This window comes from Sphingomonas sp. OK281, assembly GCF_900115295.1.
Classification (GTDB): Bacteria; Pseudomonadota; Alphaproteobacteria; order Sphingomonadales; family Sphingomonadaceae; genus Sphingomonas.
This window is the reverse complement of sequence record NZ_FOVZ01000001.1, coordinates 1,106,996-1,119,832: the sequence shown is the minus strand read 5'-3', so window position 1 is coordinate 1,119,832 and position 12,837 is coordinate 1,106,996. Positions and strand designations below refer to the sequence as shown.

11 protein-coding genes are annotated in these 12,837 nt (G+C 66.2%); 5 read left to right on the top strand and 6 right to left on the bottom strand.

What is annotated here, in order from left to right:
• Nucleotides 1–35 precede the first annotated feature (35 nt).
• Both BM244_RS05070 and BM244_RS05065 read right to left on the bottom strand, forming a co-directional pair.
• On the bottom strand, nt 36–734 hold the full coding sequence (locus BM244_RS05070; RefSeq protein WP_175518062.1) for a DUF1826 domain-containing protein: 699 nt from the start codon (nt 732–734) through the stop codon (nt 36–38).
• The gene (locus tag BM244_RS05065) at nt 734–1,951 is read right to left on the bottom strand and encodes a GTP-binding protein (protein WP_093398135.1); all 1,218 of its coding nucleotides are present in this window, start codon (nt 1,949–1,951) and stop codon (nt 734–736) included. The genes BM244_RS05070 and BM244_RS05065 overlap by 1 nt, the downstream gene beginning before the upstream one ends.
• 244 nt (nt 1,952–2,195) lie before the next feature.
• Here BM244_RS05065 and BM244_RS05060 point away from each other — a divergent pair, with 244 nt between their 5' ends.
• The 5 genes from BM244_RS05060 to BM244_RS05040 all read left to right on the top strand — a co-directional run bounded on the left by BM244_RS05060 (nt 2,196) and on the right by BM244_RS05040 (nt 8,629).
• Nucleotides 2,196–4,580: a membrane-bound PQQ-dependent dehydrogenase, glucose/quinate/shikimate family gene (locus tag BM244_RS05060; RefSeq protein WP_093398134.1), complete on the top strand. Its 2,385-nt coding sequence runs from the start codon at nt 2,196–2,198 to the stop codon at nt 4,578–4,580.
• A 170-nt stretch (nt 4,581–4,750) separates the two neighbouring features.
• A complete protein-coding gene (locus BM244_RS05055) occupies nt 4,751–5,608 on the top strand; it encodes a ubiquinol oxidase subunit II (RefSeq protein ID WP_093397767.1) in 858 nt (285 codons plus the stop codon).
• Nucleotides 5,605–7,704 carry a cbb3-type cytochrome c oxidase subunit I gene (locus BM244_RS05050; protein WP_093397766.1) on the top strand — a complete coding sequence of 700 codons (2,100 nt, stop codon included), beginning with the start codon at nt 5,605–5,607 and terminating at the stop codon, nt 7,702–7,704. Before BM244_RS05055 ends, BM244_RS05050 begins: the two co-directional genes overlap by 4 nt.
• A complete protein-coding gene (locus BM244_RS05045) occupies nt 7,701–8,327 on the top strand; it encodes a cytochrome c oxidase subunit 3 (protein WP_093397764.1) in 627 nt (208 codons plus the stop codon). Before BM244_RS05050 ends, BM244_RS05045 begins: the two co-directional genes overlap by 4 nt.
• Nucleotides 8,324–8,629 carry a cytochrome o ubiquinol oxidase subunit IV gene (locus BM244_RS05040; RefSeq protein WP_093397763.1) on the top strand — a complete coding sequence of 102 codons (306 nt, stop codon included), beginning with the start codon at nt 8,324–8,326 and terminating at the stop codon, nt 8,627–8,629. The genes BM244_RS05045 and BM244_RS05040 overlap by 4 nt, the downstream gene beginning before the upstream one ends.
• 30 nt (nt 8,630–8,659) lie before the next feature.
• On the opposite strand, the gene BM244_RS05035 is transcribed toward BM244_RS05040, so the two are convergent.
• Genes BM244_RS05035 through BM244_RS05020 form a run of 4 tightly spaced genes read right to left on the bottom strand, consistent with a single transcriptional unit; the run spans nt 8,660 to nt 12,830 of the window.
• Entirely contained in the window at nt 8,660–9,568 is a 909-nt protein-coding gene (locus BM244_RS05035; protein ID WP_093397761.1) for a LysR family transcriptional regulator, read from the bottom strand.
• Nucleotides 9,569–9,592: 24 nt separating this feature from the next.
• Complete coding sequence (locus BM244_RS05030; RefSeq protein ID WP_093397760.1) at nt 9,593–9,997, bottom strand: (R)-mandelonitrile lyase; 405 nt, start codon at nt 9,995–9,997, stop codon at nt 9,593–9,595.
• Nucleotides 9,998–10,017: 20 nt separating this feature from the next.
• The gene (paoC, locus tag BM244_RS05025; protein ID WP_093397758.1) at nt 10,018–12,225 is read right to left on the bottom strand and encodes an aldehyde oxidoreductase molybdenum-binding subunit PaoC; all 2,208 of its coding nucleotides are present in this window, start codon (nt 12,223–12,225) and stop codon (nt 10,018–10,020) included.
• The gene (locus tag BM244_RS05020) at nt 12,222–12,830 is read right to left on the bottom strand and encodes a cysteine hydrolase family protein (RefSeq protein WP_093397757.1); all 609 of its coding nucleotides are present in this window, start codon (nt 12,828–12,830) and stop codon (nt 12,222–12,224) included. Before BM244_RS05020 ends, paoC begins: the two co-directional genes overlap by 4 nt.
• Nucleotides 12,831–12,837: the final 7 nt, after the last annotated feature.

Genomic DNA, 12,837 nt, shown 5'->3' with positions numbered 1-12,837 from the left:
CGCCGATCGAACGCCGATGATGGACCGCGAATATGTCAGTCACGTTGCATCGCGCTTTCCCAGCGCGCCGCGGTGTCCGCTGGTGGCGGACCGTCGAGCACGAGCAGCAACCGCGCCTCGCCGGTGCCGGCGATCGGGGGCGAGCGGTGGATGATCGCCTGATCGCCGGCGAGGATACGTCCCTTGAACAGGCCGACCGCGCCGGTGTCGAGCGATCGCGGTATGTCGACCGCGGACGCGTCGGCGGTTTCGACGGACCGTTCGATCCACTGGGTGCCCGATCCACGATAGGTGCAGATCAGGCGGACGGAGACGTAATCGGCGTGCCAGCGCTTGCAGGCGTCGCCGACCACCCGTTCCAGCCGGATCACGACCTGCGACAGGTCCATGATCGCGGCGAGGGATGCGGCGAGCGCGGCGATGTCCGAAGCGAGTGCCGCGTGCCAGGCGGCCGGCGATTGCCGCGCGAACGCAGCGGTCAGCGCCGCGCTTGCGTGATCGACCGGGGTCGTCATCTGGATGGTGCCGAAGCCATCGAGCGTTCCGACGGGCACCGACGGCCGCTCCCAGATGGCGAGGTTGACCAAGGGGTCGAGGATCGCGGCGATACCATCGACGGACTGCGCGCGATGGACGTGTGAGCGGGTTGGAGCGGGAGGCGACAGGGCAAGTGGCGACAGGGCAAGTGGCGACAGGGCGAGTGGCGACAGGGCGAGTGGCGGTAGGGCGTTCATCAGCCAGCCTCTCGCATGCCCCAGGCGGGGAACGGATCGGGGAGGTGCGCCCATAGCCGCGGCGTGAACGCGGCCGCGGGAACGAGGCATGCATCGAGGCGACGCCGGATCTCGACTTCGTCCATGTCGATGCCGATGAAGACGAGCTCCTGCCGTCGGTCACCCCAGATCGGCGACCATTTCGTGGCGACCATCCGGTCCCACGCTTCACCGTCCGGGCGCTTCTCCTCGGGGACGCATGCCCACCAGCGACCGAGTGCCTCCGTCACGGATTGGGCGCCGGCTTGTGCGAGTTCGCCGCACCAGTCGGGGCGGGTGGCGATCCAGAAGTGTCCCTTCGCACGCACCACGCCCGGCCAGCCGCCTTGCGTGAAATCATGGAAGCTCGCCGGGTCGAACGGTGCTCTGGCATGATAGACGAAGCTCTCGACGCCGTATTCCTCGCTCTCGGGGCGGTGGTCGGCATAGCCGAACAATTCCTTGGCCCAGAGTGGATGCAGTTCCGCCTTCTCGTCGTCGAACAGGCCGGTGTCGATCACGGTGTCGAGGGGCACGCGTCCGTGCCGCGCCTCGATAATGCGGGCATCGGCGTTGAGCGACGCGACCAGCTTGCGCACCGTCTTGAGCTGCGTGGCATCGACGAGATCGGCCTTCGTGATGACGATCACGTCCGCGAACTCGATCTGCTCGACCAGCAGTCCGACCAGACTGCGGCGATCGTCGTCGCCGAGCGCCGCGCCGCGATCGGCGAGAAAGTCGGTGCTCGCATAGTCGCGTAACAGGTTGGCCGCATCGACCACGGTCACCATCGTGTCGAGCCGCGCGACATCCGACAGGCTTTCCCCCTGCTCGTCCTCGAACGAGAAGGTCGCGGCGACGGGAAGGGGCTCGGAGATGCCGGTACTCTCGATGACGAGGCAGTCGAACCGCCCGGCCTCGGCCAGCGCACGCACCTCGACGAGCAGGTCCTCGCGCAGCGTGCAGCAGATGCAGCCATTGGTCATCTCGACCAGCGTGTCCTCGCCGCGCGACAGGGCGGTATCGCCGCTGCGCACTAGGTCCGCATCGATGTTGACCTCCGACATGTCGTTGACGATCACCGCCACTCGCCGCCCTTCGCGGTTGGCGAGAATATGATTGAGGAGCGTGGTCTTGCCGGCACCGAGGAATCCGGAAATGACCGTTACGGGTAAAAGCGGCTTCACAGTCTGGATCATCGAGTTGCCTAATATCATGATGCAATGAGATATCATTACATCATGACAAACGATCGTGGCAAGACTCTACGCGTAGGGCGAGAGGAATGGACTGGCTGGCGCGACGATGCCTGGAGGCGGCGCTCTATACCGCCGTGGCGAACCGGCCCTGCGTCGGGCTGCGGCGATGATGAAATCTTCGTCATCAAGCAGCCTGGTCGCTTATCGTACGTTAATCCGGGAGACATAGGTGGAGCCGACAGCGATGAGACGTAATCTGGCGCGCGCCCTTGGCTGGATCATCGCGGTGCTCGGCGGTTTTTTCGCAGTCGCCGGCACTGTCCTGTTGTTGCTTCACGGTTCTCCTTATTACCTTATCGCGGGCCTTGCGATGATCGCGAGCGGCGCCCTCGTCGGTCGGGACGATGCGCGTGGTCGGTGGCTGTTCGTAGGTATCTGGATCGCTACGTTGGTGTGGGCGGTCTGGGAAGTCGGCTTCGACGGATTGCAGCTCGTTCCACGCGTCGTGGCGCCGACCGTTCTCCTCGTGTTGGTCCTGCTCTTGGGATGGCGACGCCGAACGGGAGCGTCTCGCTCGTCTGGCTTTTCACGCGCCACGCCTGCCGTAGCGGCTGGTGTTGCAGTCGTATTCGTCGGTCTGCTTGCGTTGCGCGGACGTGATGTCGATGCGCAAGGTCCGATCGACACCCTGCCGGCTGGCCCCACGCAGGCAGCGACGGGCGAGGCCGACGGCGATTGGAAGGACTATGGCGGCACGGCGTCGGGCCGGCGTTATTCGTCGATCGCGGACATCACGCCGGCCAATGTCGCGCGGCTCACTCTGGCCTGGACGCAGCGAACCGGCGATCTGCCGGTCGCGGCAGAGACCACCGAGCACAAGCGCGAATATCATTCCGAGGCGACGCCGATCCACATCGGCAATACCCTCTACACCTGCACGCCGCATTCGTTCGTGCAAGCGATCGATGCGACCACGGGCCGCACCCGGTGGAGCTGGCACGAGTCGGCGAACGTGCAGGGCAACAACTATCTCGTCTGCCGCGGGGTGGCGTATTTCGACGCACCCGCCGGGACGCCGTGCCCGCACCGCATTTTCGCGCCGACCTTCAATGCGCGGCTCGTAGCGCTCGATGCCGAGACCGGGCGGGTATGCCGGAGCTTCGGCGAGAACGGCAGCATCGACCTGCGTGCGAACATGGGCGTGTCGAACGCATCGGACCAGATCGGGACGTCGCCGCCGATGGTCGTCAACGGGCGGTTGATCATCGGCGAGCGGATCACCGACAACGTCAACCGCAACATCCCGAGCGGCGTGGTGCGGGCGTATGATCCGGTATCGGGGAAGCCGGTATGGGCGTGGGACGTCGGCCGGTCGCAGGACGCGATCGCGCCGCTGCCCGCAGGTCAGGTCTATACGCGTGGCACGCCCAACGTCTGGGGCGCGATCACCGCCGATGCCGCGAACGGCCTTGTGTACCTTGGCACGGGCAATGCCTCGCCGGATTACTGGATCGGCTATCGCCGGCCGTTCGACGACCGGTTCGGCAGCTCGATCGTCGCGCTCGACGTTGCGACGGGCAAGCTGCGCTGGAGCCGGCAGCTGGTTCACCACGACATGTGGGACATGGACCTGCCGATCGGGCCGTCGCTGTTCGACTACCGCGCGCCCGACGGGCGGACGATCCCCGCGCTGCTCCAGACGACCAAGATGGGCCAGGTCTATTTCCTCAACCGGCTGACGGGCGCGCCGATCGCCGCAGTTGCCGAGCGACACGTGCGGACCGCCGGTGCGACGCCCGGCGTCACGGTATCGCCGACGCAGCCTTTCTCGGTCGGCATGCCGTCGTTCACCCCGCCCGCGCCGAGCGAAAAGGCGACGTGGGGCGCGACGCCGATCGACCAGTTGCTGTGCCGGATCGACATCCGCCGCTCGCAGGGCGCTGGGATCTACCAGCCGATCGGCCTGACGCCGATCATCGGCCACCCAGCGTTCGACGGCGTGACCGACTGGGGCGGCGCGGCAGTCGATCCGGTGCGCGGGATCATGACAGTCAACACGATGGAGATGCCGTTCAAGCTGTGGCTGATGCGCCGCGACGACCCGCGCGTCGGGCCGTTGATGGCGCAGAAGCAGGGCGGCGAGAACGCGCGTCAGGCGCAGTTGCAGACGCAGTACAACACGCCGTACGTCGCGGTGGTGCAGGCGTGGATCGGTATCTTCGGCGCACCGTGCAACGCGCCTCCCTGGGGGCATCTGACCGCGGTCGATCTGAAAACGAAGAAGATCCTGTGGCGCGAGGTGCTCGGCACGGCGCGCGATACCGGCTTGTTCGGGTCGCATCTGGGCGTACCGATCAAGACCGGCGTGCCGAACCTCGGCGGATCGATCGTCACCGCGGGTGGGCTAGCGTTCATCGCGGCCACCACCGACCAGTATCTGCGCGCGTTCGACCTGAACACTGGCAAGGTCGTCTGGAAGGCACGGCTTCCGGCGGGGGCGCAGGCCACGCCGATGACGTACCGAGGTGCCGACGGGCGGCAATATGTCGTGATCACTGCGGGCGGGCATGGTGCGCTCGGGACGCGGTATGGGGATTATACGCTGGCTTATGCCCTGCCCCGAACGTGATGGGTGTGGGGCCGGTCGCGCGGGCTCCTCATTTGGTCAGCGTTAAAGACGGTCCGCCATTGTCGATCGGCAGTGGCGGACCGTCTGTAAGTTAAAGACGTCAGCGCGCTCGCCGCTTAGTATGGCGGACGGGATAATTAGGGGGATACGTGGTCGGACGGGTCAAGCGAGTGATATCGCGTCTATCGCTAGTCGCGACTCTTGTCGGTCTGGGCGGTTGCACGGCGTTGTCGCACGGGTTCCTCAATCCGCAAGGGCCGGTGGCCGGGCATGAACGCGACTTGTTCGTCACCGTCTCCATCGTGCTGCTGTTCGTCGCGGGGCCGGTGCTGCTACTGACGCCGCTGTTCGCGTGGCATTACCGGCTGTCGAACCGCAGCGATGCGTACCGGCCGAAGTGGAATTTCTCGTGGTGCGTCGAGGGACTCATCTGGATTCCGCCTGCCGGAATTGTGATCGGGCTCGCCGTGCTGCTGTGGCACTGGACGCAGATCGACGATCCGTATCGGCGGTTGCCAGGTGCGGCGCCGGTCGAGGTGCAGGCGATCGCGCTCGATTGGAAATGGGTGTTCATCTATCCCGATCTCGGCTTCGCGGCAGTCGATCGTCTGACCATTCCCGCCGGACGCCCGGTGCATATCAAGCTGACCAGCGGCACGGTGATGCAGTCGATGCTGATCCCGCAGCTCGCCGGGCAGATCTATGCGATGGGCGGCATGACGACCGATCTGAACATCCAGGCGCACCGGCCGGGACGGTTCCGCGGCGAGAACACGCAGTATAACGGCGCCGGCTTCCAGCATCAGAAGTTCGACGTCGTTGCGGTGTCGCCAGCCGACTATGACCGCTGGGCGGCGGCTGCACGAAGCGGCAAGCGCACGCTCGACGCACAAACTTGGCGACGGCTGTCCGCGCGGTCGATCATCACGCACCCCGTCGAGTTCGCGCATGTCACGCCACACCTTTTCGACCATGTCGTCGCCGCGACCGGCGGCATGACCCATTCTTCTCCGAAAGCCGTTCGATGACCGTTTCCGTTCCCCTCTGGCCAGCGGTGCTCGGCCGGTTCGGCTGGCAGGATTTGCCGTTCGTGCGCGCATGGGAGAACCCGACGATCAGCGAGATCATCGGCGCGTTCGCGGGGGCGCTGGTGGTGGTCGGCGCGGTCGTCGTCGCGGCGCTGCTGACGCGCTATGGCAAGTGGCGCTATCTGTGGACCGAGTGGCTCACCAGCCTCGACCACAAGAAGATCGGCATCACGTATATCGTCGTCGCGTTCGTGATGCTGTCGCGCGCGCTGGTCGAGGCGGTGCTGATGCGGATGCAACAGGCGGTCGCGATCGAGAACCCCGGCTTCCTGTCGCCCGATCATTTCGGCCAGCTATTCTCGACGCACGGCTCGATCATGATCTTCTTCATGGCGATGCCGTTCCTGACGGGGATGATCAACTATGTCCTGCCGCTCCAGATCGGCGCGCGCGACATGGCGTTTCCCTGGGCCAATTCGATCGCGCTGTGGCTGACGATCGGCGCTGCCGGCCTGATGATGGCAAGCCTTGTGGTCGGCGAGTTCTCGACCGGCGGATGGAGCGGCTACCCGCCCTATACCGAGCGCGCATTCAGCCCCGGCGTCGGTGTCGACTACTGGATCTGGGCGGTGACATTGGGGTCGATCGGCTCGACGATGGCGGGGATCAACATCGCCTGCACCGTCTACAAGCTGCGCGCGCCCGGCATGCGGTTCATGCGGATGCAGATGTTCGCATGGACCAGCCTGTGCACATCGATCCTGATGATCTTCGCGATGCCGCCGTTGACCGTCGCCACGCTGTTGCTCGCGCTCGACCGCTATCTGGGGTTCCATTTCTTCACCAACGACCTTGGCGGCAACATGATGAACTATGCCAACATGTTCTGGCTGTTCGGTCATCCCGAGGTCTACATCCTGATCCTGCCCGCGTTCGGCGTGTATTCGGAGGTCGTGTCGACCTTCTCGACCAAGGACCTCTACGGCTACGCCTCGCTGGTAATTGCGACGATGGCGATCGCGGTGCTGAGCTTCACCGTGTGGGTCCATCATTTCTTCACGATGGGGCAGTCGGCCAACGTCAACGCGGCGTTCGGGATCGCGACGATGACGATCGGCGTGCCGACCGGCGTGAAGATCTACGACTGGATCTGGACGATGTTTCGCGGCGAAGTGCGCTTCACCGTGCCGATGCTCTACGCGCTCGCGTTCATGATGACGTTCGTGCTGGGCGGCTTTACCGGCATCATCCTGGCGATGCCGCCGCTCGATTACCTCGTCCACAACACGCTGTTTCTGGTTGCGCATTTCCACAACATGCTGATCCCGGGCCTGCTCTACGGGATGCTGGCGGGCTATCATTACTGGTTCCCCAAGGCGTTCGGGTTCCGCCTCGACGAGCGCTGGGGGCGGATTGCGTTTACCTGCTGGGTGGTCGGGTTCTACCTCGCCTTCTTCCCGCTCTACGTGCTCGGCGCGAGCGGGATGGCGCGGCGGACGCAGGCGATCTTCGAACCGTCGTTCCGGCCGTGGCTGTACGTCGCTGGCGTCGGTGCGTTCGTCCTGCTGGCGGCACTGACGTCGCTCGGCATCCAGTTGTGGGTGAGCATACGCGACCGTGCCAAGACGCAGGTGGAGGCGGGCGACCCTTGGGATGGCCGCGGGCTCGAATGGGCGGTCAGCGCACCGCCGCCCGAGTATAATTTCGCGGTGCTGCCGCTGATCGACGGGCGCAACCCGTTCTACGATCACAAGCATGACGAGGGGCAACCCGATCCCTACGCCTCGCCGCCAGCCTACGAGGACATAGTCGTGCCGCGGGGCAGCGCGACCAGCGTCGTGATCGGGCTTGCCGCGGCGGTCGCCGCGTTCGGGCTGATCTGGGAGATATGGGGGCTGACCATCGTGGCGCTCCAGGTGATCGTCGCGGCGGTCGTGCTGCGCAGCTTCGGTCGCGACCAGCATCGCACCATTCCCGCCGCCGAAGTCGCGCGCGAGCACGAGGCCTGGCTCACGCGCGTCCGGGCCACGCCCGCGATCCCGCGCCAGCTAGAGACCGCGGCAGTCAATCGTGGCCTTGCGGAGATCGTGGCATGAGCGAACCCGAGCTGGCGCATGCCGGCCTCAACCTCGGCGACACCGGTGCCCTGACGCAGGACCAGGCGGAGAACGCGATCTTCGGCTTCTGGATATTCCTGATGAGCGACGCGGTGATCTTCGCGCTGCTGTTCGCGACCTACGGCACGATGCTCGCCAGCACCGTCGGCGGCCCGACGCCCGCCTCCGAGTTCAAGTTGCTGCCCGCGTTCGTCGAGACGCTGTTGCTGCTGACGAGCAGCGCGACGTTCGGCCGCGCGACGATCGCGATGAAGTACGACGAACCGCGCCGCGTGTTGTTCGGCTGGCTCGGCGCGACGCTGGGATTGGGGCTCGTCTTCCTTGCGCTCGAAGCGAACGACTTCGCGACGATGTTCGCGCACGGCGCCTATCCGATGCGCAGCGGCTTCCTGTCGTCGTTCTTCGCGCTGGTCGGGCTGCACGGGCTGCACGTCGCGGTCGCGTGCTTCTGGCTGATCGTGATGGTCGTCCAGGTCTGCGCGTACGGCCTCGACGCGTGGGTTAGGATCAACTTGTTGCGGCTAGGGTTGTTCTGGCATCTGCTCGACATCGTCTGGATCGCGATCTTCTCGGTCGTCTATCTGCAAGGGAATATCGGATGAGCGACCGGACCCGCGAACTGCGCACCTATGCGGTCGGCTACGGCCTGTCGCTCGTGCTGACCGTGGCGGCCTTCGCGATGGTCCGTTGGCCGTCATTCGGCGCGCGCGAGATCTTCGGCACCGTGCTGGCGCTGGGGCTCGTCCAGATGGCGGTGCAGTTCCGCTGTTTCCTCCATATCAGCCTCAAGCGCTCGTCGCGGCACGACCTGCAATTGATCCTGTTCTCCACGCTGATCATTGCGCTGATGGTCTCGGGAACACTCGTGATCCTGTTCAACCTGCGCGATCGGATGATGGGGTGAGGGCAGGCGGATGCGTCTGCTCTGTTTTGGTCACAGCCCCAGGGGGCGCAGTTCCCGAATGAGGTCGATGAGCAGGCGGAGACCGGCGGGGACCTGTCGGCGGCTCGAGTAATAGACGTGGTAGCCGGGCTCCGTCGTCGCCCAGTCGCGCAGCACGGTGCGCAGTTCGCCGCGCGCGCAATAGGGCGCGAACAACGGTTCGGGACCGTACATCAGGCCGGCGCCGCCAAGTGCCAGCCCCAGCATCGCGCGACCTTCGTTGACGTAGATCTTGCTGGGTACGCTGACCGCGAATTCGCCGTCGGGTCCTTCGAAATCCCATCGGTAGATCCGGTCGTCGCCCAGCCGGACACCGAGGCAACGGTGCTGCTGGAGGTCGTCGGGGTGCCGGGGTTCGCCGAATCTGTCGAGATAGGCGGGCGAGCCGGCGACGACCCAGCAGATATCGCCCGAGATACGCTGCGCCACCATGTCCTCGGGAACGGTGCCGCCGTGGCGGATGCCCGCGTCGAACCCACCGCCGACGATATCGACCATGCGGTCGGTGGCGACGATGTCGAGGTCGATGTCCGGATAGCGATCGATGAATTCGGGCACCACGCGGCTAAGCAGCAGCGTCGCCGCATCGACGACCACGTTCAGCCGGATGCGACCGGTCGGCGCATCGCGGTAGCGGTTGAGATCCTCGACCGCCTGGTCGATCGCCGAGAAGGGCTGCGTGATCGCATCGCGCAGTTCCTCGCCTGCGGCGGTCAGCGTCACGCTGCGATTGGTCCGGTTGAGCAACCGGACGCCGAGCCGGCCCTCCAACCCCTTGAGCGCATGGCTCAGCGCCGACGCGCTGACGCCGAGCTCCAGCCCGGCGACGCGGAAGCTGCGGTGCTTCGCGATCGCCAGGAAATAGCTGAAGTCGGCGAAGTCGGATCGGCTCGTGACCATGTCCTGCTGGATATCCCCTGAGCCCTATGCGGCCGACCCCAGATACTGCGCATCGGTCACCGGCTCCAGCCAGTCGACCGGGCTGCCGTCCAGCGCCTCCTGGATCGCGATATGCGTCATCGCCGTGGTCGACGTGGCGCCGTGCCAATGCTTGTGGCCGGGCGGGCACCAGATCACGTCGCCGGGGCGGATCTCGACGATCGCCTCGCCCTCGCACTGCGTCCAACCGCAGCCGGCGGTGACGATCAACGTCTGGCCCAGCGGGTGGGTATGCCAGTTGGTCCGCGCGCCCCGTTCGAAGGTTACCGCCGCGCAGCTGTGACGGGCGGGGTCCTTCGCGGTGTTAAGCGGATCGATGCGGACCGTGCCGGTGAACCAGTCGGCGGGGCCCTTTTGCGACGGCTGCGACCCTGCGCGTTTGAGTTCCATGATCGTATTCCTTTCAGGTGTCAGACGAGGTCAGGCAGCCCGTCGATATGTTTCTCGAGCGTCACCGGATACTCGCGCACGCGGACCCCGGTGGCGTTGTAGACCGCGTTGGCGATCGCGGGCGCGACCCCCGACAGGCCGAGTTCGCCGACGCCCTTGGCTTTCAGCGGCGACATGGTCGGGTCGACCTCGTCGATGAAGGCGACGTCGAGATGCGGGACGTCGGCGTGAACGGGGACCTCGTAGCCCGCGAGGTCGTGGTTGACGAACAGGCCGAAGCGCGTGTCGACCGCCATCTCCTCCATCAGCGCAGCGCCGATGCCCATCGTCATGCCGCCGATCACCTGACTGCGCGCGGTCGTCGGGTTGATGATCCGCCCCGCCGCGACGACCGCCAGCATCCGCCGCACGCGGACGGCGCCGGTATACCGATCTACCGCGACCTCCGCGAAATGCGCGCCGAATGTCTGTTGTGCAAAGCGCTCCTGGAGGTCGCCATAGTCCATGACGTCCTCGGCAACGATCGCGCCGTCCTGCGCTGCGTCCGTCAGTCGCACGGACCCGCCGGCGGAGCGGACCTGACCGTCCGCGAAGACGACATCCGCGGTATTGAAGCCGAGCTTCTGCGCAACGAGATCGCGGAGCTTCGCGCAGGCCGCATAGACGCCTGCGGTCACCGACGCCGCGCCTTGCTGGCCGCCCGATCCGGGCGTTTCTGGGAAGGTGGAATCACCGAGCTTGGCGGTCACGCGGTCGAGCGGCACGCCCATCATCTCGGCGGCGGTCTGCGCGACGATCGTGTAGCTGCCTTGGCCGATGTCGGTCATGTCGGTCTCGACGACGATGCGGCCATCGGGTTCGAGCCGGACACGCGCGCCTGCCTTGGAGATCGGTGCGCCGCGGATCGCACTCGCCATGCCCATGCCGATCAGCCAGCGGCCTTCGCTGCGACTGCCGGGCTTTGACTGGCGGGCGTTCCAGCCGAACCGGTCGGCGCCGGTGCGCAGGCAGGCGATGAACGGCCGCGTCGAAAAGCGACGGCCGGGCTTTTCGGGATCGACCTGGGTATCGTTGGCGATGCGCAACGCGACCGGGTCGATGCCGAGTTTCTCGGCGAGTTCGTCCATCGCGATTTCGAGCGCCATCATGCCGGGTGCCTCGCCGGGCGCGCGCATCGCATTGCCCTCGGCAAGGTCGAGCGTGGCGAGGTAACGGCGAAGCAGGCGGTTCTCGCCGTGGTAGAGCAGCCGCGTCGGGATTGTCGCAGCCTCGGTTCGCCCGCCTGCCAGATTGCCCGACCAGCTGTCGTGACCGATCGCGACCAGCCGCCCGTCCTTGCCCGCGCCCAGCCGAACACGCTGGAACGTCTTGGGCCGGTGGATCGTGTTGTTGAACATCAGCGGGCGTTGCAGGACGAGCTTGACCGGGCGGCCCACGACGCGCGCGGCGAGCGCGGCCAGCGCGAGATCGCTCTGCGTCGTGCCCTTGCCACCGAATCCGCCGCCGATGAACGGCGACAGCAGCCGGATATTCTCCTTAGGGATGCCGATAATCCGGCCGAGATCGCGGGTACCCCAAGCAAGCTGCTGAATCGACGTCCAGCACGTCAGCCGCTCGCCGTCCCAGCGCGCGATCGTCGCGTGCGGCTCCATCATGGCGTGTGCCTGATCGGGGACGGTGTAGTTCTGGTCGACCTTTACCGCAGCATCCGCGAAGGCCTTGTCGAAATTGCCGACAATCGTTTCCGGCGGGCCGCCGAACGCTTCCTTCGGCGCGAGCGGTGCGGAGGGCTTCTGCGCGGCGAGATCGAAGCGGCCGGGTGCGCGGGCATAGTCGACGCGGATCAGCGCGGCGGCGGCGCGTGCCTGTTCGAACGTGTCGGCAACGACGACGGCGACCGCCTGGTGATAATGGTCGACGAGAGGCCCGGCGAGGACGCGCTGGACATAGAATTCGCCGGTGCCGGTCGGCCCGGCATTCTCGTGGGTGACGACGGCGCGGACGCCCGGCGCGGCCAGCGCGCGCGTCGCGTCGATCCGGTCGACGCGCCCCTTCGCGATCGCGGCGCCGAGGATCCAGCCATAGGTAAGGTCGGGTCCGACATCATGCTCGGCTGCGTAGCGCGCGGTGCCGGTAGTCTTCAGCTTGCCCTCGACCCGCGGATGCGCGCGGCCGACGACGGTGAGACGGTCGATCGGCGTCTCGCCGGCGGGGGTGTCGAATTTCACGAAGTGACCTTGAGACTTGCGAGGAACGCATCATGCGTCATCGGCCGCGAGAACATCGGGAAGTTCTTGGTGACTGCGGCGTCCTGCTCCTCCGCGCTCAGCGTCGCGGTACAATCGGTCAGCGTCACCACCTGATAGCCGCGCTCATACGCCGAGCGCATCGTCGATTCGACGCAGCAATTGGTCAGGAAGCCGGCGATCGCAAGCCCGGTGATGCCGCGCTGACGCAGGATGAAATCGAGGTTGGTGCTGGCGAAGCAATCGAGGCCGCGCTTGCCTTCGACGACGATGTCGCCCTCCACCGGGGCCATCTCCGCGGCGATCTCGACGCCCCAGCTGCCCTTGCGGAAGGCGTTCGCGCCGACGATGCCGGCGAGTATCCCGTAGGGCTCAGACGGAACCTCGGGATAGCCTTCGGCGAAGTTGATCGGCGCATGCAGGATCGTCACGCCCTGCGCACGCGCCGCCGCCACGACCGCACGGCTGTGCGCCAGCATGTCGGTGTCGCGCATCACCGCGGCGACGGCGTCGTGCTGCGCGCCGCCTTCGTTCACGAAGTCGTTCTGATACTCGATCAGCAGCAGCGCCGTGGTGTTCGGGGTCATGGGAACT